24 protein-coding genes are annotated in these 24321 nt (G+C 46.6%); 9 read left to right on the forward strand and 15 right to left on the reverse strand.

From position 1 onward, the window contains the following. Positions 1-17: 17 nt before the first annotated feature. Positions 18-1031, reverse strand: a complete 1014-nt coding sequence (locus ACFQS8_RS09035) for a GIN domain-containing protein (protein ID WP_382166997.1) — start codon at positions 1029-1031, stop codon at positions 18-20. Positions 1032-1288: 257 nt separating this feature from the next. On the opposite strand from ACFQS8_RS09035, the gene ACFQS8_RS09040 reads away from it, so the two are divergent. From ACFQS8_RS09040 to ACFQS8_RS09050, 3 genes are all read left to right on the forward strand, one after another. Then, a complete protein-coding gene (locus ACFQS8_RS09040) occupies positions 1289-2512 on the forward strand; it encodes an NADP-dependent isocitrate dehydrogenase (protein WP_382166998.1) in 1224 nt (407 codons plus the stop codon). 104 nt (positions 2513-2616) lie between these two features. Next, positions 2617-2955, forward strand: a complete 339-nt coding sequence (locus tag ACFQS8_RS09045; RefSeq protein WP_382166999.1) for a 5-carboxymethyl-2-hydroxymuconate Delta-isomerase — start codon at positions 2617-2619, stop codon at positions 2953-2955. A gap of 120 nt (positions 2956-3075) precedes the next feature. Beyond that, complete coding sequence (locus ACFQS8_RS09050) at positions 3076-3411, forward strand: 5-carboxymethyl-2-hydroxymuconate Delta-isomerase (protein WP_382167000.1); 336 nt, start codon at positions 3076-3078, stop codon at positions 3409-3411. Positions 3412-3494: 83 nt separating this feature from the next. Here the strand turns inward: ACFQS8_RS09050 and ACFQS8_RS09055 are convergent, their stop codons facing one another. The 3 genes from ACFQS8_RS09055 to ACFQS8_RS09065 form a co-directional block, all read right to left on the reverse strand. After that, a complete protein-coding gene (locus ACFQS8_RS09055; protein ID WP_382167001.1) occupies positions 3495-4355 on the reverse strand; it encodes a twin-arginine translocation signal domain-containing protein in 861 nt (286 codons plus the stop codon). A 73-nt stretch (positions 4356-4428) separates the two neighbouring features. Continuing rightward, the gene (locus tag ACFQS8_RS09060) at positions 4429-5892 is read right to left on the reverse strand and encodes a RimK family protein (RefSeq protein ID WP_382167002.1); all 1464 of its coding nucleotides are present in this window, start codon (positions 5890-5892) and stop codon (positions 4429-4431) included. Continuing rightward, positions 5889-6335: a GNAT family N-acetyltransferase gene (locus tag ACFQS8_RS09065; protein WP_382167003.1), complete on the reverse strand. Its 447-nt coding sequence runs from the start codon at positions 6333-6335 to the stop codon at positions 5889-5891. The genes ACFQS8_RS09060 and ACFQS8_RS09065 overlap by 4 nt, the downstream gene beginning before the upstream one ends. Positions 6336-6880: 545 nt before the next feature. Between ACFQS8_RS09065 and ACFQS8_RS09070 the strand changes: the two genes are divergently transcribed. Further along, positions 6881-8887 (forward strand): ABC-F family ATP-binding cassette domain-containing protein, encoded by a 2007-nt coding sequence (locus tag ACFQS8_RS09070; protein WP_382167004.1) that lies wholly within the window; start codon positions 6881-6883, stop codon positions 8885-8887. A 47-nt stretch (positions 8888-8934) separates the two neighbouring features. Here ACFQS8_RS09070 and ACFQS8_RS09075 read toward each other — a convergent pair whose 3' ends face one another. The 4 genes from ACFQS8_RS09075 to ACFQS8_RS09090 all read right to left on the reverse strand — a co-directional run bounded on the left by ACFQS8_RS09075 (position 8935) and on the right by ACFQS8_RS09090 (position 14172). Continuing rightward, entirely contained in the window at positions 8935-10041 is a 1107-nt protein-coding gene (locus tag ACFQS8_RS09075) for a PepSY-associated TM helix domain-containing protein (protein ID WP_382167005.1), read from the reverse strand. A gap of 17 nt (positions 10042-10058) precedes the next feature. Continuing rightward, a complete protein-coding gene (locus ACFQS8_RS09080) occupies positions 10059-12134 on the reverse strand; it encodes a TonB-dependent receptor domain-containing protein (protein WP_382167006.1) in 2076 nt (691 codons plus the stop codon). A 119-nt stretch (positions 12135-12253) separates the two neighbouring features. Next, a complete protein-coding gene (locus ACFQS8_RS09085; protein WP_382167007.1) occupies positions 12254-13183 on the reverse strand; it encodes a 3-keto-disaccharide hydrolase in 930 nt (309 codons plus the stop codon). 77 nt (positions 13184-13260) lie between these two features. Next, positions 13261-14172 carry a polysaccharide lyase family 7 protein gene (locus ACFQS8_RS09090; RefSeq protein ID WP_382167008.1) on the reverse strand — a complete coding sequence of 304 codons (912 nt, stop codon included), beginning with the start codon at positions 14170-14172 and terminating at the stop codon, positions 13261-13263. A 169-nt stretch (positions 14173-14341) separates the two neighbouring features. Between ACFQS8_RS09090 and ACFQS8_RS09095 the strand changes: the two genes are divergently transcribed. Further along, positions 14342-14869: an SRPBCC family protein gene (locus ACFQS8_RS09095; protein WP_382167009.1), complete on the forward strand. Its 528-nt coding sequence runs from the start codon at positions 14342-14344 to the stop codon at positions 14867-14869. A 15-nt stretch (positions 14870-14884) separates the two neighbouring features. Here the strand turns inward: ACFQS8_RS09095 and ACFQS8_RS09100 are convergent, their stop codons facing one another. From ACFQS8_RS09100 to ACFQS8_RS09115, 4 genes are all read right to left on the reverse strand, one after another. Further along, positions 14885-16234 (reverse strand): pyridoxal phosphate-dependent decarboxylase family protein, encoded by a 1350-nt coding sequence (locus ACFQS8_RS09100; RefSeq protein ID WP_382167010.1) that lies wholly within the window; start codon positions 16232-16234, stop codon positions 14885-14887. 10 nt (positions 16235-16244) lie between these two features. Further along, positions 16245-16553 carry an ArsR/SmtB family transcription factor gene (locus ACFQS8_RS09105; protein ID WP_382167011.1) on the reverse strand — a complete coding sequence of 103 codons (309 nt, stop codon included), beginning with the start codon at positions 16551-16553 and terminating at the stop codon, positions 16245-16247. 52 nt (positions 16554-16605) lie between these two features. Continuing rightward, on the reverse strand, positions 16606-17349 hold the full coding sequence (locus tag ACFQS8_RS09110; protein WP_382167012.1) for a sulfite exporter TauE/SafE family protein: 744 nt from the start codon (positions 17347-17349) through the stop codon (positions 16606-16608). Between the two features lie 422 nt (positions 17350-17771). Continuing rightward, positions 17772-18512: a DUF481 domain-containing protein gene (locus ACFQS8_RS09115; protein WP_382167013.1), complete on the reverse strand. Its 741-nt coding sequence runs from the start codon at positions 18510-18512 to the stop codon at positions 17772-17774. A gap of 373 nt (positions 18513-18885) precedes the next feature. Here ACFQS8_RS09115 and ACFQS8_RS09120 point away from each other — a divergent pair, with 373 nt between their 5' ends. The 3 genes from ACFQS8_RS09120 (at position 18886) to ACFQS8_RS09130 (ending at position 20473) form a co-directional block, all read left to right on the forward strand. Next, positions 18886-19461, forward strand: coding sequence for an NADPH-dependent FMN reductase (locus ACFQS8_RS09120; RefSeq protein ID WP_382167014.1), 576 nt, complete (start codon positions 18886-18888; stop codon positions 19459-19461). Between the two features lie 92 nt (positions 19462-19553). Further along, positions 19554-20006 carry a group III truncated hemoglobin gene (locus ACFQS8_RS09125; RefSeq protein WP_382167015.1) on the forward strand — a complete coding sequence of 151 codons (453 nt, stop codon included), beginning with the start codon at positions 19554-19556 and terminating at the stop codon, positions 20004-20006. Positions 20007-20101: 95 nt separating this feature from the next. Further along, positions 20102-20473: a hypothetical protein gene (locus ACFQS8_RS09130; RefSeq protein ID WP_382167016.1), complete on the forward strand. Its 372-nt coding sequence runs from the start codon at positions 20102-20104 to the stop codon at positions 20471-20473. Between the two features lie 102 nt (positions 20474-20575). Here the strand turns inward: ACFQS8_RS09130 and ACFQS8_RS09135 are convergent, their stop codons facing one another. The 3 genes from ACFQS8_RS09135 to ACFQS8_RS09145 all read right to left on the reverse strand — a co-directional run bounded on the left by ACFQS8_RS09135 (position 20576) and on the right by ACFQS8_RS09145 (position 22883). Next, positions 20576-21043 (reverse strand): DUF1203 domain-containing protein, encoded by a 468-nt coding sequence (locus ACFQS8_RS09135; RefSeq protein WP_382167017.1) that lies wholly within the window; start codon positions 21041-21043, stop codon positions 20576-20578. Between the two features lie 76 nt (positions 21044-21119). After that, positions 21120-21740, reverse strand: a complete 621-nt coding sequence (bioD, locus tag ACFQS8_RS09140) for a dethiobiotin synthase (protein ID WP_382167018.1) — start codon at positions 21738-21740, stop codon at positions 21120-21122. 18 nt (positions 21741-21758) lie between these two features. Next, the gene (locus ACFQS8_RS09145; protein WP_382167019.1) at positions 21759-22883 is read right to left on the reverse strand and encodes an aminotransferase class I/II-fold pyridoxal phosphate-dependent enzyme; all 1125 of its coding nucleotides are present in this window, start codon (positions 22881-22883) and stop codon (positions 21759-21761) included. Positions 22884-22988: 105 nt separating this feature from the next. Between ACFQS8_RS09145 and ACFQS8_RS09150 the strand changes: the two genes are divergently transcribed. Next, positions 22989-24272, forward strand: coding sequence for an adenosylmethionine--8-amino-7-oxononanoate transaminase (locus ACFQS8_RS09150; protein WP_382167020.1), 1284 nt, complete (start codon positions 22989-22991; stop codon positions 24270-24272). Positions 24273-24321 lie beyond the last annotated feature (49 nt).

Below are 24321 nucleotides of genomic sequence, written 5' to 3' on the forward strand. Positions count from 1 at the left end.
ATATTAAGTTCAATTACTTAGCGTTGCCATTGCCCTTTTTCATAAGCAATATGACGCCCGTCGATCACAAGGTCTCCTGACCCAGAAATTCCACCCGATAGCGAACCACTTAGTGGACCGGTCTCAACATCTCCCGATCCCTTGATAGAAATGTTCAAGTCTTCAATTTTGCCATCGATTAATACATCACCAGAACCCGAAACACTCACGCCAACAGACTGGAATTGTCCCCCGTCCACAGTCACGTCCCCAGAACCACGAATATCAACCAGTGCTTTTTCTTGAGCACTTTTAGAGTAGATATCACCAGATCCCATGATTGATGCGAACAAATGACCTGCTATATTTTCTAAACTAATATCGCCAGATCCTTTAATGGCGAGAACAGCTTTTCCAGATATGTTTTCTGCTTTCACATCACCGGAACCACGAACCTCAGCAGAAAGCTCACCAATATTTTCTGCAGAGATGTCCCCGCTTCCATTTACTTGAAAATCGGCAAATCCGGAAACATCTTGCAAAAACACATCGCCACATCCGTTCACGATAACAGACGTTGAGTGCAAATCTCCAATGCGCGCTACTCCACTTTTCAATTCAAGATCTAAGTTTGAATTGGTTGGCATTGTGATTTCTAAATGGGGAAACTCATCAATTGAACGCAGTTTATCGCCCTTTAGTTTTAGTCGATATTTGCCATTGCTGGACTTACATTGACTAATTTTTAAATCATCATCGCCCGTCACCCGCACACCATTTGACGCAAGATCTACTTTGATCGCATCAATTTTACCTGCCTCAACCAAAGCACCCTGCTGTAGTTTCGCATCATACTTCCCGTCAGAGGATGTACGCACAGTAAGCACTCCAACGAAGTCTTGAATATCTACAAGACCGTCAGCTACGCCTTGCGCATCTGCAACTTGGATATCGTCCTTGATCTTGAGGTCTGAATCTGCAGAAGCCGAACATGCTGCAACAAGTGCGAAACAAGCCGTTGATAAAAAAAGGGGTGCAAAATATTTGGGCATGGGGCATTCTCCAAAAAAGCGTCTGCGAAATTAGAGATGTTATTTATCGTTTTTCGATAAAAGTCAACATCGCAACACTTATGACCGCTTAGATTTTGCAAAAATACCCCTCAAAATCCTGCTAAATAGTCTCACTTCTCAACAAGTTTAGCACTTCTCCTTTGACGGGTGTCGTCCCTCTGCTATAGCAAAACGCAAATTATGCCATTCGGAGCGATTACCCGTCTCTCCATAAAAATAGATAGAAGGACAAAAGCATGGCCGTGATTAAGGTAGATAACCCAGTTGTTGAGATGGACGGTGACGAGATGACTCGCATCATCTGGGCGATGATCAAAGAGCGTCTTATCCTTCCATACCTCGACATCGACCTTAAATATTTCGACCTTTCAGTCGAAAAGCGTGACGAGACAGACGACCAAATCACTATCGACGCAGCAGAAGCGACAAAAAAATACGGTGTTGCTGTTAAGTGTGCGACCATCACTCCAGATGAAGGCCGCGTTGAAGAGTTTGGCCTAAAGAAAATGTGGCGTTCGCCAAACGGTACAATCCGCAACATTCTTGGTGGTGTGGTTTTCCGTGAGCCAATCGTGATTTCAAACGTACCACGTTTGGTTCCTGGTTGGACGAAGCCTGTTGTTATCGGCCGTCACGCTTTTGGTGACCAGTACCGCGCAACTGATTTCCTCGTGCCTGGCAAAGGTAAGCTAACCATGAAATGGGAAGCTTCAGACGGTTCTGAAACAATTGAGCACGAAATCTATGATTTCCCAGAAGCCGGTATCGCTATGGGCATGTACAACCTTGACGATTCAATCCGTGACTTCGCACGCGCTTCAATGAATTACGGCCTTCAACGCAAATGGCCTGTATACTTGTCGACCAAAAACACAATCATGAAAAAATATGATGGTCGCTTCAAAGACATCTTCCAAGAAGTCTTCGATAACGAATTTGCTGACAAGTTCGCAGAGTTTGGCGGAACTTACGAGCACCGCTTGATTGATGACATGGTTGCTGCAGCCATGAAATGGTCTGGTGGATATGTTTGGGCATGTAAAAACTATGATGGTGACGTTCAATCCGACACAGTCGCTCAAGGTTACGGCTCACTTGGTCTAATGACTTCTGTTCTTATGACGCCGGATGGTAAAACAGTAGAAGCTGAAGCGGCTCACGGTACAGTGACACGTCACTACCGTGCTCACCAGCGCGGCGAAGCAACGTCTACAAACTCTATCGCTTCTATCTTTGCTTGGTCACGGGCACTTGGTCACCGTGGTCGTATGGATGGCAATGAAGCACTATCAAACTTTGCTCAGCTACTAGAAGAAACAGTGATTTCAACTGTAGAATCTGGCCACATGACAAAAGACTTGGCGCTATTGGTTGGTGCCGACCAGTCATGGCTGACAACTGAAGGCTTTATCGACAAAGTTGCCGCTAACTTCCAAGACGCAATGTCTAAAGTTAACTAAAGAACAGGCCTCAAGCTTTTGCTTGATCGCAAATTAAGAAACGGCGATGCTCTAAATAGCGTCGCCGTTTTTTTGTAAAAACCCATCTGTGAGAACTCTCCCCAATGCCTAATTGTCTCGTTGAATATTCAGCACCGATTGCCCAACACATCTCTCCCAAACAACTTGTAGATACCGTGCAAGCCGCAGCAATTGCTTCTGACTTGTTCAAACCTGAAACTGTCAAAACAAGAGCGCTCCCATTTGATTGTTACACAGATCATGACGGGAACCCTGACTTCATTCACGTGACAGTTGCGATTCTCCCAGGCAGAACACCTCAGCAAAGACAACACCTTGCACAAACCATGATATCCAACTTGAAGACCTTAGAACTGTCATCAACGACCCTAACAGTTGATATTAAAGATCTGGACCCCGCCTACACCAAAACATCTATATAGCGCCTGGCGTTCACACTCCAACATCAATATACTATACCAATGCCGCCAAATAGGTATGCATCTGATTAGAAATTTGGTAGGACCGAAATATAGTCGGCGCAATATATATAGAGGTAATACATGCCAGATTGCATTGTTGAATATTCCAAGAGACTCGCCACGAAAGTTTCCGTAGAGAAAATTACCCAAACAGCACATCAGGGCGCAATTAACAGCGGCTTGCTTGATCCTGAAAAAGTAAAAACGCGCGCAACACTCATCGAACATCAAATATTACCTGCCGATAGAGATGTGATCCACGTCACTATCCGTTTTCTCGCAGGGCGAACTGACGCTCAGAAAAAGCACTTATCAGATTCAATCGTTTCTGAGCTATGTACACTTGGACTTACAAACATAGCCATCAGCGCAGACGCATATGATTTAAGTCCAGGATACGCAATTAAGCTACTTTAAACTCAGCATTCCAAATATTACGATCAACACAAAACCTTAAACGGCGACACCTGCTAGTGACGCCGCTTTTATTCAGATAAAGATCAAGAAAAGTCCGGATTATCAGAGAGAATATCCGAATGGTTTTTAGCCATAAACGCTTTCCAAGCCTCTGGCATGCCATCGACATTGTGACTTTTCCTGCCAAATCCGCGTGAAATAGACCATGCATCCACCCCTTTCATTCCCACCCAATCATGGTTGAAAGTGTTGAGATCATTGAAAGTATGTGTGGCAGGTGCACTCATGACATTCGGGTCAGAAATCTGACGCATTGACCCATGATATGTAGACCAATCATTAACCTGCACAAGATGCCCAAAACGGTTAGGCGTTTCTGCACGAAACACGGAATCTGAATTTAGCCAGACATCATCGCCGATGACTTTTGCAGGACCGATCTCATCATGACGTACGGAAGGACCGTTCTTACTTTCATCTCCATCCTTGCTTTCAGGGCGTTCGATACCTCTTAAGCCAAACACGCTCTTAGATTTCACAAGCTTTGGCTGCATCACTTCACGTGTCTCGCCAGTATATGGATTATCAAATGTCTCAAGCAACTTGCCTGTTTTAAGGTCTGAATAGAATATTTTCATGAAGTAGTTCACGCGATAGCGAAACTGCGAAATGTCTTCGATCTTATAAATCAAACCTACATGCATGTTCCAAAATGGCGTGAGTTGCCCATCCCTAAACCCCATCCTCACAGCATCTATATTCCAATACACCAGCCGATCATCCAGCGTATAAGCAAGCTTTCTATGCATGAGATGTAGGTCTTCAGGGTTATTTACATCAAATGGCGTATGCATAGGCTGCGTGGTCGCACAGCCTCCCAGCGCGCCAGCCGACATACTTGCCGCTGTTGCACCCAAAAGTTTTAATGCCGAACGTCTATCCATCTTCATTCCTCCCACTGTGTTAACACCACAAGAAAGAATGATATATCTTTTGTCAATTGTAAGGGGAGGAAACCTACCTATTCATCCGCTGCTCAAGACGTGTAGAAAACCACGAGATGATCCGACGCCAAAGCTCATCTTTCATAGATTGACCTTCAACATCATGATCTATTGATGGGTTATCATTTATCTCAATGATAACCACGCCCTTCTCTGTCTCCTTGAGGTCCACCCCGTAGAGTCCCTCACCGATCAAACGCGCTGCACGCACTGCAACTTCAACGACTTCCGGCGGCGCATCTTCGACAGGCATGGTTTCAAAACCACCTTCAGTGAATTTGCCTCCGTCGCCATGTTTGATGATTTGCCAATGCCCACGCGCCATTTTGTATTTGCTCGCATACAAAGGCTCTCCATTGAGCACCCCAATACGCCAGTCAAAATCAGTCGGCATGAATTCCTGTGCAATCACAAGCGCCGTGTCATCAAACAATTTCTTTGTGATGCTTGTCAGCTCTTCCACAGATTTTGCTTTGTGCATATTTGTGCCAAAGCTACCATCGGGCATTTTCAAAATCACCGGATTTCCAAGCTTTTCAAAAACAGCTTGCATATCAGATTTTTTATCTAAGATTTCGGTTGCAGGAATAGGCAAATGTGCTTTTTCCAATATCTCTTTAAGATAGACTTTGTTTGTACACCGTATCATTGACTGCGTATCGTCGATCACTGGCATACCTTCTTGCTCAGCGCGTAGCGCGAACTTATAGGTGAAATTATCGATAGATGTAGTCGTGCGAATAAATAACGCGTCAAACTCCGCCAAACTTGGCAAATCAGTTGGATCTATTATCTCGACCTCAACACCCATCTTAGCAGCGACATCAGATAACCGCTTAATGGAGGCAGGCTTGGAAGGCGCTATCTTCTCGTTTGGGTCTACCAGCACAGCCAATGACCATTTTGCTGGAAGGCGCGTCTTAGGTTGGCTAATGCGACCACTCGTGTAAGTCTGCATGGAGTCGAGAAAGAACTGACGGCGCTCCGCTTTTAGCTTGTGCGGAGAAACCATTTTAATCTTGCTAATACCATGTGGCGCAGCCTCATCAAACTCGACTTCTAGCGCAGGTGTACGAAACCAATCAGAAGCCTCCCGCGCAAGGCGTTCATACCCTGCCGTTTCTGGCTTAGAGAAAGCAATAAATAGGCTCTCGACTTTAGGCGCACCCTTACCAAGCGCTTCTTTCAAACGCTCCCCTAACTCTGGTAGCGCATGACGATACAACTCTTTCTTTGAAAGCTCGACCATGGTGTGAACGCTCGGGCTAACCCGATGTCCGCGAGCCTCAGCAAGCAAAGAGGCATAATAGCCCTCTGACTGATACGCATATGAACGAGACAGATTCAAAATATAGGGTCGACGACCACCAAATAATGACGGTTTGGTCACATAATCAGATACCCGCAAAACTTTATGCGGCGTTTCAGCTTGCGTAATATCACTTGCTGATTCAACCAGTACAACCCAATCTGTCATGTTAGGACTTTCTCCATGCGTTGGGCCGCCTCTCCGTCTGGATAATAGCCCTCAATTTTCGCAATTACGCGATAACCAGATCGTTTGTAAAGCGAGATTGCAGCCTCATTGGATTCACGCACTTCAAGGCGCATACGCGTGCACACTTTTTCTCGTGCCACATCTTCACCATGCGCCATTAAAAGTTGTGCTAAACCTTGCCCTCGCGCTTCTGGAGCAACTGAAATGGAATAAAGGCGCGCAACGGAGCTTCCCTTACGAAAAAGATGCACAGCCGCACCAACAAGTTTCAAATCTTTCTTGACCACATGTACACAGCTATGCCCCTGCATGAGCCGCAACCATGTTTTCGCAGGAAACCTATCTTCCGCTGCAAAACCTTGTTCTAGTTCAACAATTGGAGCGATATCATCAAGGCCAGCTTCACGAATAATAATGCTCATAGGCTCTTTTTCACGGATATCATGCCGCCCTTTAATCTCATCAATAGCTCAATCACCGGAAATTAGAGGAGCATCTTGCTTTATAGCAACTTCTTCCTCTTATGCGCGCAGTATAGCTGCATATAAAGCAAGTCGCCCATTTACCATAAAGTCTACATACTCACAATCACATATTGCAAAATATGCCCCCACTTATTTGCCGCAGAAATACGCGCCAACAAGCGATAAATTCAAAATAAACATAATGTGATCCAACTTATTTTTCTTTGACTTGAAAATGCCCCAATCCATTCGCATATTCCAATTCATGAGGAATACACACCCCTGTAAACACCTCATATATGGACAATAGTGAATTGAGGATCAGTCCCCAAACTGCCCCGTTTAAGGCTGATCTTTAATCCCTGCGGGGCTCGCAAATCCCCCTCTCAGCTTGTTGAATGTCCCCCTCCGAGCTGTCTGCGCGAGCCCCGTATTGTCTTTTCCCTCACCTACATGGCTATAAAACTCTTGCTATCTGCGTGCGCGGCGCTACACCCCTTGCCATGCTACAAATTTCTGATCTCACATTCGCCATTCAGGGCCGCCCCTTGTTTGAAAACGCCAACGCGCTAATCGCAAGCGGCTGGAAAGTTGGCCTTGTCGGCCGCAATGGAACAGGTAAGTCCACGCTACTGCGCATTATCCGCGAAGAGATCGCAAAGCCCTCTGCTGACAGTCCGATCAAATTAAACCAAGGCGCACGTCTGGGCTGGGTCGCACAGGAAGTCGCGGCATCCGACCAAACCATTCTCGATGTCGTGCTAGCATGTGACGAAGAACGCCATGCTCTAATGCAAGAATCCGAAACAGCCACTGATCCAGATCGCATTGGTGAGATCCATATGCGCCTAGCTGACATTGACGCATGGACCGCTGAATCGCGTGCCGCTGAAGTGTTGATGGGGCTTGGTTTTACTAATGATGACCTTTCACGCGCTACCCGTGAATTTTCCGGAGGTTGGCGAATGCGCGCTGCAATCGCCGGCGTATTGTTCTCCGAACCCGACTTGCTACTGCTAGATGAGCCGACCAATTATCTTGATCTTGAAGGTGCCGCGTGGCTGGAAGGTTATATCCGCAAATACCAACACACTGTATTAATCGTTTCCCATGACAGAGACCTCCTAAATCGCTGTGTTACACACACGATAGCTCTTGAACACCAAAAGCTCTCTTTGTGTGTTGGTGGGTATGATGCATGGATGAAAAAGCGTGCTGAGCAAGTTGAGCAGCTCCAGTCGCAAAAAGCGAAGCAAGATAAGAACAAAGCTCACCTACAAGCCTTCGTGGACCGCTTCAAAGCCAAAGCATCTAAAGCGCGCCAAGCTCAGTCTCGTGTAAAGATGCTAGAGAAGATGCAGGATGTCACAATTCCTATTGAAGAGCGGTGTGCACCTTTCAACTTTCCCGGTCCAAAGGATGAACTTGCACCGCCTTTGCTTGAATTGCGAGATGCAGATCTTGGTTACGGAGAAGACGCAAAAATCTTATCCGATGTCACACTCCGCATGGACCCTGACGACCGCATAGCCATTGTCGGGACTAACGGCCAAGGTAAGACCACGCTCGTTAAATCTATCGCTAAACTTTTACCGCTCATGGCTGGTGACGTCATTGGCGCAAAGTCCATTCAAATCGGGTATTTCTCGCAGGACCAGATGGATGAATTGCGCATGGGCGAAACAGTGTTGGACCACATCCGCCACGCCCTTCCAAAAGATACAGCCGTGCCCCGTCAGCGTGCCGTTGCTGCTGCGATGGGTTTCCCGCACGAGAAAGTCGAAACCAAAGTTGAGAAGCTATCAGGGGGAGAGAAAGTTCGCCTCCTGCTTGGCCTCACAGCCATGGAAGCGCCACATATCCTCATTCTTGATGAGCCGACATCCCACCTTGATATAGATAGCCGCGAAGCATTGATTTACGGCCTCAACGACTACCCAGGCGCTGTGCTGCTCATTACGCACGATGTGTATTTGGCCGAGGCTACAGCAGACAGTCTATGGCTAGTAAAGGACGGTCGCGCCAAACCTTATGATGGTGACATCAACGATTATCGTAAATTAGTTATGCAGGCAGATCGCGCGCCTGCTGCCCACAACGCCGATAAATCAGAGAAGAAATCCAAAAACTCAAAAAAGCCAAACGGGACTGACATCCCAAACACAAATGTCGTGTCTAAACCTGAACCAACATCAACAACACCTACCAATACAAAACCCGCAGCCCTCACAAAAGCGGAACGGGATGAACAAAAACGACGCGCATCTGAAGCCCGAAAGGCCGCAGCTCCCCTCAAGCGAAAAGCCGAGCAAGCCGAAAAAGCACTAGAGAATGCGCAGGCAAAAATAGCAAAAATCGACGAAGAGCTTGCCGGCCCTGCTCCCTCTTCCGATCGCCTTGTCGAACTCATGAAAGAGCGTGCCGCCCAAGAAGCAATCGCCGAAACATCCGAAATGGATTGGCTAGAAGCACTCGACGCTTATGAAACGGCAGTGAGTGAAGCGGGATAGGTTTATAGGCGTTGGCGAATTGAGCTAGCACCTATCAATCTACCTTATCATTTCCGTAGTCTTTTAAGCCACAAATACCATCCGCTTCCGCAGAGAAACATTGTCATTAATCCAGATACAAAGACGATGATCCGCCCTGTAAGCCCAAATGCTTTGCCTGAATGAAGCGGGTACTGCCACGCAAAGAAAGCATCGCCAGCCGTCGAACCATTATCATGCCTTTGATCAATGTATTGCGCTGTTGAAACTCGGTAATATGACCACATCCGTCCCTGATCATCCAAATCTCTCTCATCGTAAGTTCGAATAGCAATCGCATCGGTGTAGGGAAAATACCGGATACTATGAATGTCCCTTGCAGGGATGCCTGACGCTTCAACAACTTCCCCCACACGCCCATTCGTTAATTCAACGGCGGGATCTTTCCAATCATAGTGAAGGCGGCCTGTTGGCTCTGAGAAAACCTCCACCACATGATGACTAAGTGTCGGAATAGCCAAAACTGTACCCGTCAACGCTACAGTAAAGGTAATGGGTATCATCCACATCCCCAAAGACCGATGCATATCGAACCAATTCCGCAAACTGCCCAACTTGCCCGAGATAGCAAAAGCAGATTTCCATTTTTTCAATTTTGGAATGGATAGATAGATGGAAAATAAGTGATCAATACACCAAGCCAGCCCCATAAATCCGATAATCGTCGTCATCCAGGGGCCGAGTAAAAAATCTATATGAAGTCCATAGAAAAAATTGATGATATTTCGTTTGCTAAAGTCAATTTCTCCTGAGGTGCGCCACCCTAAAACCTGACCATTGTAAGGATGTGAGAAGACTTCAACAGAGAGCGACTCGCCATCTCGTTCAGCTTGGCCAATAGACAAAAACACATTGTCCTGCTCGGTTGGATAATTCGTCAGCTTCATATGAAGCGCATCAAATTTCTCATCCGCTAATGACAATATCTGCTCTATATCTGCCAATGGCGCGTGCTCTTGCACCGCAACACGCCAATCTGGGTTGAGGGCAGCATCTATTTCTCCATACCAAGTGATGACACATCCACTCAAAGCGAGCAGAAAAAGCCATCCCCCGATAAGGATGCCGAACCATTTATGCCATGCACGCGCAATGGTCCGGCCTTTGGGAAGCATAAATCTTCCAAACTGCATTAGAATTTAAGCGCGGCTGTTACGCGAATATCGCGACCACGCTCAGCCACTCCTGAGACACCTTCCCAGCCTGCAATATGGTTATAATCAGCCACACTTGCATGCGCTAAATATTGCTCATCGAATAGGTTATAAACAGCAGCTGAAAACTCCACCATTTCCGTTTCAAACGGTTGCCATGTCGCAAACAAGTCTACAACAGTATAGCCCGGCTTATCGACAAATTGTGTCTCATCAATCCATCCCAACTCAACAGCACGATAGAGCGTTTCAATGTCATTTAGATCCAAGTATTGGGTCAAACTCGCTTGAAATGATAACCGATCATTCGGCGTAAATCCGGCTGTCAAATTCCAATTGTCTCCAACCGAAGTTCCAAGACCCACTTCTTCATATCCTTCGATTTTACGACCATTTAGCTCCGAGTCATTTTGGTTGTAAAATGCAGAAACGTAGAACGGGCCTGATTGGTATTCAGCGCGCACTTCAATTCCAGTCGAGTCATAAGTCCCGATATTATCGTAGAAGAAGGAGTCCTGTCTAAGATCCGCATAAATCGAGTCTTCTGCAAAAGAACTGTTGCCGATTTGATCAAAAATCACATTATCAATCTGCATGTCGTAATATGCAATTGAACCTTTAAAGCCGCCCTTTGTATAAACAAATCCTGTCTCGAAATTTCCAACGGTTTCTGGTTGAAGGTCTGGGTGCAGACGTAGACGATTAGGACCGCGTTCCAAAGTAAACCCATCACCGATTTCTTTTCCGCGGAAGGCTTCGGCATACCCAATGTTGAAGTTCAATCCATCCAAAACCGCGTAGTCTAAGCCACCATTAAAGCTAAACCCATCACTTCTCGTCGACTCATCATAAGTTTCCATATCCAAATCATAGGAATCAAATCTAGCGCCAGCAGTTAGAAGAAGCTTTTCAAACGGTCTCCACTTATCTTGAATATAGGCTCCAAATAAGCTGCCTTGCTCTTCAAAATATCCCGTATTGGGATCCCATGACCACGCACTCCAAGTCTCATAATCGGCAAGATATTGACCAGATACTTTATCTTGATGATGCTCAAACCCAGCGACAATATCATGGCCGCCTAAATTCAAAATTGATCGGATATCGAAACCAATTGTCTCAATTTCAGCGCCGTATTCACCCCAGCGGTTTGTACGCCCCTGAAAGAACTCAGTGTTGGACCAAAAACCAGTCAATTGAACGGCATTTCCTGCCTCAGTCTCATATCCATAGTTTGCGACTGCGGTGCCCCGTGTACCTTCGGATTCAAATAGCAGGCTATCAGCTAGGACCGGCCAATTGGGACGCTCTCCTAAATCCGCCTCTTCCTGACGGTGCTCATAGCTCAGGGAGAAAGAATGGCCATTATCAAAATCACCACTTAATTTGACAAAACCTAGTTCTTGACTTGCGCCCGTTCCATAGACTTCGTCACCATTACCATCTTTGTAATTCTCAGCATCAGAATAAACATACGTACCGATAATTCCAATCTCGTCAGTAATACGTCCATACAGGCTTGCTGACCCTTTATACCCGTCATTTGATAGATATGTGGCTTTAACTTTTCCACCGAAAGATTTGTCTTCCTCTAGCAGATCATTCGCATTCTTGGTTTTAAAGCGTATCGCACCTGCAATGGCCCCAAAACCAAATGTTGCCTCACTCGCCCCAGTCTGCACTTGTACTTGCTCGAGCAATTCAGGCTCGATATTGACGCGCCCGATATGATGAAACAGCGTCCCCCCTTGAGGCGCACCATCAATCGTCACATTGATCATGGTGTCTTCAAGCCCGCGAATATATATCTTCTGGGCCAATCCAACGCCGCCGCCAACACTAACAGAAGGCACAGAACGAAACACATCGGTAAGGCTAGCAGCTTGGAATAGCTCTAAATCTTCAGAATTAATATCAATGTCTGTCAGCGCTCCGACAACAACAACTGTATCTTGTACAGACTGCTTCTCCTCCACCTCTTGCGCAGAGGCATTCGATAGCGCCATCGCTAGAACACTCAATGAAACAGACAGAGTAAATTTGTTAAACGCCATAACTCAGACCCCAGATAATTAAACTTTAATGGGGATCATCTATTACAAATGCAATTCATTCGCAATACTATTTGAGAATGAATTGCATTTTTAGTTAGGCTTAGTTTAAATATCCAAGGTCACTCAAAATATTCCATATATTCGCCCGGCATTTCTTCAAGTGGTGCAATGCTAATATCGCGATAAAACACTTCTGCTGCTTCACTTTGCAGTTGGATGCGCCCAGCTTGCATGGGAATTTCCTGTCCCGTTTTGTCGATATAGTGCGAATTACGCAGAGCCATCACCACCTCACCATTCACGATGTGCAGGCTTTGGCCCTCAAAACAAATTAAATCCAATGTCGTCCATTCCCCCATTGGACTTTCATAATTTGCCGACCGCATCACGTATTTTTCTTCACCTTCACGCCCTCCCGCATCTAGCCATTCAGCCCGCGCATCCGCAATCGGGCTCATGATATATTCGCGCGGATAAGCTTTAATCTGGATGCCCGAAGTGGCTTGGTTCCAATAATCCCCCATATGGCCTTCCATGATTTGAAATTCTTGAGACATCATCCAGCTACGAAAATACTCAGCTCCGTAAGCTCCAACTGAGTGATATAAAATTCCTGTATCGAGTAATTTTTCAGTGCGCGGCTCCCATTTTTTATCTCCCCATTTCACCTGCAATCGCAGATGATAATTATCGAAAGAGGCTTTCGTAATAACAGCGCCATAATATTCACCGCTTACCCGCAGCACCGGCTCGCCTTCTTCTTCAATAACTGAAAAAACACCCTTATTGTCTTTTGGATTCAGTCCAATTGGCGCTACCGGCACACCATGCTCATCCAGAATTTCATCTCCAGCGTAAGTGTCGGGTATTTTGAAACTGATATATTGGTCCCAATGTGATAACTCTGTATCCAGCAGGCTCTCACCTTGCAAACTCTCGCCCAGCGCATGGACATCGGATGAAGACTTCGCACACCCCATAATAAGTGTAGACAGCAACAAACCAGCACACACAGCGCCAGCGCCTCGCTTTTTAAAACTCTCAGACACGCAAACACCCTCCAGCCCTATTTAACAATACAGCTAAATTGAAATGGCGGCTTGAAAATGTCAACGTTGTCTAAACTCTAACGTGGCCGCGCATGTTTGTTGGTGAGTTCGTAAAATGTAGCTTGGACATAATCATCCTCTGCGCCCGTTTTATTCTGATTATACACACCCGCCTTAAAGTATAGATATTCATCTTTAGCATCATATCCGCTCGCACTCATATCAATACGACGCCGCACAAGAACCTTTCCATCTTGCAAAATGCTCACCTCTAACGCATTTCCAAACGCGACGATTGTATATGAAAAACGTTCATTCAAAGCGATACCATCGACAGGGTCTGCAGCATCATTTGCACGATCCCCCAACAGGTTGAAAAAACGATCTTCTCCATCGCTTTTCACCTCATGCGCAAAATAAAGTGACCCCTTTTTATTCTCAGGAAGCTTGCGATAATATATCCGCACTGGCTCGTCATCTTTGCCGTGAATTTGCCCAATAATAACGCGCCCCACTTCATGTGGCTCACCTGTCGTCGTTACATGATTAACCGCAAGTGTCGCATGTAATTCACCATCCACACCTCCGGCCATTTTTCGTGCCTTGCGAGGTGCCGTCGATAACACCCAATTATTTTTGCTTGGTTGAGATGTTTTAATTTTGGTATTGCCGCGTCTCAGCATTTCTCGCAACTCAGTGCGCACATATGTCGTATTTTTAGACGTCAACGCCCCATGGACTGGAGCGCGAAATGTAATGCCACCATCTTCAGAATAATAAAAGAACCGTGGATCCGTCCAACCGTCTGCTAACTTTTTTTCACTGATGGTATCTGACTTCCCGTCTCCATTTTCATCAATAGGTAACCCCAAATACCAGTCGATCAACTCAAATGGAGCTTGATTTTCTTGCGCATATCCAGCTTGCCCAGTGAATAAAAATGCCGAAACAGCAACAACGCTTCTACAAAAGGCCTTTTTATATTGCATCTTAAATTTCCTCCTCAGGGGAAACTTGGCAAGTACGCCCCGAGCAGTCAACCACTTTAAAATACCAATAATCGAAAATGGTAGGACCAATATAATATATACCTCGCATAACTCATTGATGTAAACTTATCTTGGTATAATATCTGACTTTACTCGAAGGAGGATAAATATGACCTGCATACCTCGTGCATTCCTAGCTTCAAGCCTATTTGCCGTGGGTTTTGCCACATCCGCGTCGGCGGATATCTTGAACAAGCAATCCGATCACTACACCATAAAGCAGGAAGCAACTTCCAGCCTTCCCCCCGAAAAAATATGGCAACGCCTTATTGATCCAGCGCAATGGTGGCACCCAGATCACACATATTCTGGCAGCAGCGCCAACCTCTCTTTAGACGTACAAGCGGGTGGATTATGGCGCGAAGACTGGCAGGGCGGATCAATAGCTCACGGTCAAATTTTGTCTGTCATGGAAAACAAACAATTGACGCTAAACGCACCTTTTGGCCCGCTTCAAAACATGGCTGTCACGGTGATATGGACCATCACCATTCAAGAAGAAAATGACGGTTCCAAAATTACATTCCTGGAAACAGCAAATGGAACACACCAAAGCAAGTTAGACGAGATTGCACCTGCTGTTGATTACGTCAAAACCCAAGCAATCCAACGCCTGGCTAACAAGACATCGCAATAGCTTCAAACATCGCTTTTAGGCGTGTTTGGACATTGCTTTAATCAAGCCCTGAATGTGTCTTGACTGCGTGCGCCATGAAGACACGCTGATACGAAATACAGGCTTACCTTTCCAAACACTCGCACCAAACCACACCTCACCATCAGCCTGAACAGCAGCAAGAAAATCTTTCGTCTTCACTTCATCTTCAAAACTGCACAACACCTGATTAAGTACGACGCGGTTATGAACAGTAATACCCAAATCCCGAATACCAGCGGCCGCCTCCAGTGCTAAATCGCAATATTGGTCCACGAGCGCATCCACACCTTCCCGCCCCAAGGAGCGCAACACTGCCCAAAAGCCAAGACCGCGCGCTTTACGAGAAAACTCCAAAGTGATGTTCTTTTGCGCATCATCCTCAGCTGAAGAATACACAGCATCTGCATTTAACGTACGCGACAACAGAGACTTATCACGGCAAATCGCAACAGCGCTATCAAAAGGCGTGTTCAGCCATTTGTGTCCATCTGTTGTCCAGCTATCGGCAAGTTCAATTCCTTTTGTCAGATGTTTTTTCTGCTTCGACGCACGCGCCCAAATTCCAAAAGCTCCATCCACATGCACCCAAGCACCCTTGGCTTTCGCTGCCGGAATAATTTGATCAAACAGGTCAAACTCTCCTGTATTTACTTCTCCAGCCTGCAAGCAAAGGATGGTTTGTGCATCAATATCCGGCAATTGCTCTGGCAGTATTCGGCCATGATCATCTACCGGTGCAAAAATCACATTCTGCATCCCAAAGCCCAACAATTTCAGCGCCTTCTTTACGGTAACGTGCACTGTCTCAGGCACAACCACGCGAATAAGTGGCGCACCCGCAAGACCTTGTTGCGCAATGTCCCAGCCCAGTTTCTCAAGTAAGCCCGCACGCGCAGTTGCAAGAACAGACACTCCGCACGCTGTTGCACTTGTTCCAAATCCGACACCCGCTTCACGCGGCAAATCTAAAACGTCTAATAACCAACCGCCCGCAATTTTTTCAATCTTTGCCATAGCAGGTGAATTTAAGTGGCTAGATGCACTTTGATCCCACGCAGCTGCCAGTCGGTCACTCGCCGCCGCTACAGGTAAAGTCGCACCGATCACAAAGCCATAATAATTGGGACCATTAGACGTAACGGCCCCCGCGCCGCCAACAACATCCAGCAGCTCAAGTGTGTGCGATGGATCACTTGATGTTTCAGGAAAGACTCCGCCCAATTGCTCAAGATCAGCGATTGCATATTTATCGGGAAAAACACGCCGCGTTTCAACGCTTTCTAAATAACGTGCTGCACGCGCATCAGCATCAGCTAATAGCGCTAATTCCTGCTCTGTCTTCATAACCCACCCCTTAAATCGTGTCAGATATATCGGCCAGCGCTTTGGCTATTTGGGCGTCTTCACGCTTATAGAAGACCCAGCCTTTAATTTTAGCACCGCGCACCAATCCCGTATCCGTCAACAACTTCATATGTGCTGACAGCGCAGGCGCACTAATGCCCAACTTGTCCGCGATTCTACCGCTGCAGACACCATCCTTAACAAGATCGCCATCTACTTGCGGCTCAAAATGCGCTTCTGGATCTTTAAGCCATTGCAATATCTGCAAGCGACTTTCATTGCTCAACGCTTTTAATATTTGAAGTCCTTGAATGCTCATTATTTAACTATTTAACAAATAAATTAAATAGTGCAACACCTAAACAACATCTTCAAAAAATTGAGCGGTGCAAATTATAAAGACTAATCAAACAGATCGCACACCCAACCCCAAGTGTAAGCCATTTCTTTGGAAATCGCCCAACTGCCCAAGCCGCTATCGGTGCTGCAATAACACCTCCGACCAGTAACCCAAGCGCAGCTTTACCAAAGCTAGGCCCCAACACTGCCAAGAAAGAAATAGACGCTGCAACCGTCACGAAAAACTCAGCAAGATTCACCGTTCCAACCATTTTCCCAGGATCGCCTCCTTTGGCGATTAGGCTAGAAGCGACAACTGGCCCCCAACCGCCACCGCCTATCGTATCAGCCATACCGCCGCACAATCCTAGCACGCCTACGCGCTTAATCTGCACGTGACTGCTGACAGGCCGCAAACCTTTCACAATCACCACAATCCCCATGCAAAAAAGGTAAGCCGCAATAAAGGGACGAATAAGCTCTGTATGCACAAGGCTAACGATCAATGCACCTGCAATTGCCCCAATTGAGCCAAACACGGCCAAACGCCAAAACACGCTCCAATCCACATTCTTTGCAAGCGCATGTGAAACACCTGAAGCAGCCGTGGTGAACATTTCCGCTGCATGCACATTTGCGCTTGCGTGCGCCGGCGGCATACCGATCGCGATCATGGCGGAGTTGGAAATCACGCCATATGCCATGCCCATTGTTCCATCGACAATTTGGGCAGCGAACCCGATTAAGATGAACCAAAAGAACACATCATCAGACATGGCACCCTCCGCGCACACTCATCACTGCAATATACTGTAAAATTGCCCTTCCAGTGCACGTATTTTAAAGGTGAGCCAGCGCTTCAACCTTTCAAATCGTCTCTCTTTGAGGCGGTCCATCATGATGCTGAGACATTTATTCTCGCAACACAATCCTCCACTCCCCCTAATATTTTTCACCCGCCTACTTGAAGTTTTCTAGCAATCTGCATGTCTTCATTTTTTGACTTAAATTTAAGTTTTCTAATTTCAAAAATTAAATTTCCTCGCGTTTCTTTCTTTAAAACTGACAGTATTTCATCTGCCTAACGCCGTATTCGCGCGCCTCAACAAGGCTCCTACATCAGCAAACCTAAACAAAAAAACACCGCGCCATCTCTGACGCGGTGTCCTTCAGAACCACAATTAGCAGTTTGTCAGTTTTAGAATCCGTAGACCAATGACAAACGTGTTGCTGAATCTGTTTCTTCAAATCCTGCTGGTGGGTTTGTGTCGTGACGCACTTCATAAGATACGCGACCAGACAGCTTGTCGCTGAACTTAGATGTCACAGCAGCTGTGTTCACAAGTTGAGTAGACTCTTCTGCGTAAACCACACTTGTGAGGTTTGAGAATGTCACCATTTCATTGATTGCGTGTGAAAAGTCTGATCCTGCAAACACAGAGAAAGATGTTTCGCTATCAGCAGGAATTGTAGGCTGACCTTCAACCACAATCGCTTTCACTTCATCATATTTCACACCCGGACCACCACGCACGGTCCACTTTGTGCGGTCACCGTCAAACACGTGATACCCAAGACCCACACCTGCGAATGTACGAGAGTCAAAACCTGTAAACTCATCACGCTCGTGTGAAATTTTACCAAAACCAAACATGCGGTCTGTAATCAAACGGTCCACGTTTGCAGCAGCAAAAATACGGTTTTTAGATTCAACACCGTCAATCTCACCATAGTCAGCAGATGCTTCACCCGCATAAGTCCATTTGCCGGACTCTTTAGCCAATTTCAGACCAAAGCCGATGTCACGTGTATCAGTGTTACCTGAAGTCTGACCGGCACTTAATTGACCTTCACCAGACCAACCTTGGTTTGCTTCTTCTGCAAATGCTGTTGCGCTCACGCTAGAGAGCAAAGCGATTGAAACTAAATATTTTTTCATAATCTACGTTCCTATATTGGGAGGAGGCGCGGACTATTATCAGCACATTTTGAATGGTAAACTAACTTTTCATTCATATGGCAGTCAGCTAGGCAAATCGCCCTGATTCCGGCCTAAAAACCGCCTTCAACTACTGCACGAAACAATGAAACGTGGCATATTCCACACACTTTTTTCTACGCGTTTTTATTATCTTTGCCTCAAAACACGCCAATATGCTCATTAATATCTTCGTTTATGAAACGGGTGATCTGACCTTTAAAAACGTGCTTGATCCTCACGCAAACTCACCCATATTAGGGCGCAACACACAGACCTTTTCTTACAGCCCGCTTTCTAGTGGCGCTCTTCCTCAGTCTGAACGGAACCTAAAATGACTAAACTCCTATTCCTCGCCGGCAGCGCCCGCAAAGAATCCTGCAATAAGAAACTCGCAAAATATGGAAGTATTCTGGCAAAGGAGATGGGCGCAGACGCGACATTCATAGACTTGAAAGACTATGAACTTCCTATTTTCTGCGAAGACTTTGAAGCTGAGAATGGCATGCCGCAAAATGCACAAAAGCTAAAACAGCTATTTGATGCGCATGATGGTTTTTTTATATCTTCGCCAGAATATAATAGCGCCTACTCCCCACTCCTCAAAAACACCATTGATTGGATCACGCGGCCAAGCCCAGAGCCTGCACCGCATTGGGTGCCTTTTAAAGGCAAAGTCGCTGCCATCGCTGGCGCATCTCCCGGAGCTCTTGGTGGTATGCGCGTGCTTGTGCCTCTGCGCATGCTACTTGGCAATTTAGGTGTGCATGTCGTGCCAAATCAGGCCGCGATAGGAAATGGCTTCAATGCTTTCAATGAAGATGGTGCCCTCATAAACGACAGTCAGCTTGCGCTCTTTGGCAGCGTCATCAAAGATTTGATAGATACAACCGACAAATTGAAAGCTTAAAGTAAAATAGGGGCAGCACAGGCGCAATTGGTCGCGTGTGCTGATCAAGCTTTTAACGCTAATATAGCTCCTATTCTGCACGGAGCCCGCACATGAGCCGCATTCAACGAACCACCCAAGAGCGCCGCGCGCAAATCCAAGCTGACGCTGATGCTATGGGTATTGATGAAGCTTTCATCTGCCGCCTTGTCGATACCTTCTACGACTCTGTGCGCACAGACCCCACAATCGGACCAATTTTCAATGACAAAATCGGTGACAACTGGCCGGCTCACTTAGCAACGCTTAAAAAATTTTGGTCCTCGGTTGCGCTAAACACAGGCACCTATTCAGGCCGCCCCATACCCGCACATATGGACGTAACCGATGCACGCCCACCCCATTTTGATATCTGGCTCAAACTCTTTCGTCAGACATTGGAAGACATAGCACCGACACCCGCCGCGATAGATTATTTCTATGTCCGCGCAGAACGCATAGGCAAAAGCCTACAATTGGCTATGTTTGGTCTCGATAAAATTCCAGGTCCAATTCCGCGCGATTAAATCAGCCACTTTGACGCGGGACAATCCACCACAACGACTCCACCCCTCCATCTTACATAGTCTTCTGCATATATCTTCCAGATTTAGGAGCTAAGATGAGCCGGTATATTCTTGGAATTTTAGCACTTGCAGTCGCTGCATTGCATTTCTTTGCGGGCGGGCAAGAAATTGTAAAACCCCTCCTCACATCAAACATACCCACCGCTTCAATAACCGTGCTCTATGCCTGCTGGCACATAGTCACTGTGTTGCTGGCATGGTCAGCCTTCGTATTCTGGAAAGGCGGCGCGGCTGCATTCCACTTTGGCCTGTTGTGGGTTGCCTCTAGTCTTGCTTTTCTATGGGCATGTGTCTTCGTCCCAACCACAATCGAGCTATTCATCGCACCACAATGGGTATTGCTCGGACCAATCGGCTTATTTGCCCTATGGTGCAACCGCAAGGCCACTCAGCTGCGATCAAATTAAGACGGCATCATCAATATAATTGGAGTTGTCCGATATTTTGAAACACTGGGGGAAGAGGCTATCCCAAATGGGCATAATGCTTGTTTTCCCGAAACTATTCTCTCAAGCTCTTGATACGCGCGCAGCAAAGCAACCTGGTTTTGCATAATGCACATGCAGATATTCCACATCAGAATGAGAAAACATTCCAACAATGCATTCTTCTAGACTAATTCCGTCCACAACATCAGCATTCATCATCATATGATCTTGGGAAAATGCACGCACAGACAACAAGCGTTCGCGCATCAATTTCGGCACTTCTCCAACACGCAATTGCGCTTGTTCAACACCTTCTCTCACAAAAATAGCATGGCTAGATGCATAGGGTGAATTTACAGGCAAATGCGCATATTGCACCAATATAAGACTTTCACCTACGCGCGCATCTTCAAGGCTGACACGGCATGGCGCACCCGGACAAGCCGTCGCTGTATAACGCACAGCCTTATGAGAAACCAACGCTTCATCGGACAATGAGAACAAAAATTGGAAAGGTTCAGGAGAAAGTGCGTGAAATCGAAATGACATGAGAAACCCTCGCTGTTTGAATACACTCAAATAGCGTTACCCACACATTCAATCTCGCTGTTTTCGGACCTTAAATTTACGTCTGTTGAAAAAAGTCCACATTCGTCCAGCGCTGCAATTCTTCAATCAGAATTTCTGGCGCACCATGTTGCTCTGTAGGACGTGTCACAACGATTTTTTCAATCGGAATGCCCCATTTATCCATCACATCCAGCGCACTTAGCGTATGGCTAATTGCACCCAGATAATTTGCCGTGATCAATATGGCGGGCATTGCGAGATCTGCGATCAAATCAATGTTCAATTTCGTATCCGTCACAGGCGACATAATTCCGCCCGCACCTTCCACGAGGAATGGCGCTCCGTCTGCTAATAGAACTCTCGAATTTATAAAGGCGAGAATGTCATCATAGTCTAAAGGTTGCCCCAAAGCACGCGCCGCCTGATTGGGGGCAATTGCAGCCTCAAAGCGACGCATACAAATGCGATTAATGTTTTCAGGCGTCACCTCTTCTCCAAGCGCCGCCAATATCTGACCCGCATCAGATTGCTCAAGCTCATTTTCAGAGAATCCGCTCATAAGCGGTTTTACAGCGGCAGGCTTTAGCCCTTGTGCACGCCAGTCTTGAATCATGCGGCACGCCGTATAGGTTTTGCCTATATCTGTGCCAGTCGCGGTTATAAAAACGCTACTCATGCTTTACCGTCCCGATATTTATGTCCGAAGCACACCTTTTGGCAGGTGTTTTTTCAAACTCTCGGCTAGAGACAAGATATCGTCAAGCTCATGCGCTGCCGAAAATGCAATCCGCAAACGTGAACTTCCTGCGGGGACAGTTGGAGGACGGATTGCGGATACATGAAATCCATCTTCAAGCAATTTAGCTTGCACATCCAACGCAACTTTGGCTTCACCTAATAATATAGGTACAATTGTGCTCGTCGGGGCTGGCAGACCAAGCGCATCTGTAAAGGCCTTGGTTTTGCTCATCACACTTTTAGCAAGCTGTTTATCCCGATCAATAATGCTCACAGCTTCCAATGCAGCCCCTAGAACTTGTGGCGGCAATCCGGTTGTGAACACAAATGTGCGTGCACGACTAATCAGCAATTCAATAAACGCGGATGGTCCACATACATACCCACCATACACACCCACTGCTTTGGATAATGTTCCCATTTGAATAAGCGCTGGATTATCCTGTTTGATAACGCCAAACCCATGCGCGTCATCCGTCATCATCCATGCGCCAAATTCTTCACATAGTGCCTGCAATTCTTGTAGGGGTGCTAAATCACCATCCATTGAGAATACGGTTTCAGTCAGCAAAAGCACACGCGCACCAGCAGGCAAGCTCTGCATTTGCAGGCGAGCATCAGACACATCATTGTGCTTGAACAGGCGCACTTCAGCCCCTGACAACTGCGCCCCCGCATGCATACAAGCGTGCGATAACTCATCCATCACAACGACATCAGATTTACCTACAAGGACAGGGATTGTCCCCATATTCGCCATATAACCAGAACCAAATACACGGCAGGCTTCCAGCCCCTTCATCCGCGCAATCATCGTTTCCAGCTCATGATTTAGCGGGCTATCACCCGATACCAAACGCGATGCACTCGCGCCAGCACCATAGCGAATTGCCGCAGCCCCTGCCGCCGCAACGACACGCGGATTTTGTGACAGCCCCAAATAATCGTTATCGCAGAAGGAGATAGACGCTTTTCCATTGCGCACAATCGCCCCCCCGACACCGCGAGAGGTGGGATCGAGGCCGCGCTTTAGATCTTTTGCTTGAAGATTGTCGAGTTTTGCTTGCGCAAATGCGTTCAATTCATCAACTTGGCGAGAATTAGCAGATTTACGAGAAATGACAGACCTCAATATAGGTTAGAGTGATACGGCAAACTGCATCAAAGAATATGAAAGTGGTATAAAATGCGTTCAGAAACATCCAAATTAGATTGGCTAGACACAGGTTTGGATCACATCTGGCTACCCTACACGCAAATGCAAACCAACCCTAAACCAGCAGGCGTATCTCATACCCAAAACGCAACCATATTTCTAGAAGATGGCACACAATTAGTTGACGGAATCGGCTCTTGGTGGACCAACGTACACGGATATAATCATCCCAAACTCAAAGAAGCGCTGATTAAACAATTAGATACCATGCCCCACATTATGTTGGGCGGGTTAGCACATAAAGCTGCGTATACATTAGCCTCGCGTATTGCTGCCATTACACCTGGGGATCTAACACGCTCTTTTTTCGTTGAATCAGGGTCCGTTGCGGTAGAAGTCGCGATGAAAGTCGCTGTGCAATATTGGATGAACACCACTGGCAAAACCCGCACAAAATTTATCGCCTTCAATGGCGGGTATCATGGAGACACATTCGCCGCTATGTCCGTGTGCGATCCCGAAGAAGGCATGCACTCTCTCTTCGGACCGGCCTTGAATAAACAGATAATTTTGGACGTTCCCACAGACCAAGAAAGCAGAGATGCTCTAGAGGACATTCTCGCCAGCCGCAATGATATAGCAGCCATCATGATAGAGCCTCTCATCCAAGGCGCTGGCGGTATGCGCATGCATAGTGCGCAGGCACTCCAATTCTTGCGAGAGGTCTGCGATAAGCACAATACACTACTGATCTTTGATGAAATTTTCACTGGATTTGGTCGCACAGGCCATATGTTCGCAGCAAATGGTGCAGGCGTAACACCTGACATTATGACAATGGGCAAAGCTCTAACTGGCGGCGTAACACCCCTAGCGGCAACAACAGTTACAACAAAAGTCTATTCAGCTTTCCACGATAACGACCCAAACAAAGCGCTCATGCATGGCCCTACTTTCTCAGGTCACGCCCTCGCTTGCGCTGTTGCCATGGCAAGCATTGATCTTCTAGAGGAAGAAGGCGCACTCGCTCGTATTAAAACCATTGAAGCGCAGTTTGAAAAAGAACTACGCCCACTGGCAGCCAGAAACGACATCAAAGATGTACGCATTCTTGGAGCTGTTGCTGCTGTGGAATTAGTCAACGGATTTGATCTCGCCGCCATCCGTCAACGCTTTATAGACAATGGTGTTTTCATCCGCCCACTTGGCAATGTAATGTATCTTACGCCATCCTATTCCACGACACCAGAAGAGCTTACAACCCTCACCAATGCTATTATCGAAATGGTAGATTATGTGAAAAGCCAAGCTTAAATGTAACGCAGCTCCTATGATTGACCTCACCTCAACAATCTTCAATGCT

The sequence above is a fragment of the Hirschia litorea genome, assembly GCF_042665075.1.
Taxonomy (GTDB): domain Bacteria; phylum Pseudomonadota; class Alphaproteobacteria; order Caulobacterales; family Hyphomonadaceae; genus Hirschia; species Hirschia litorea.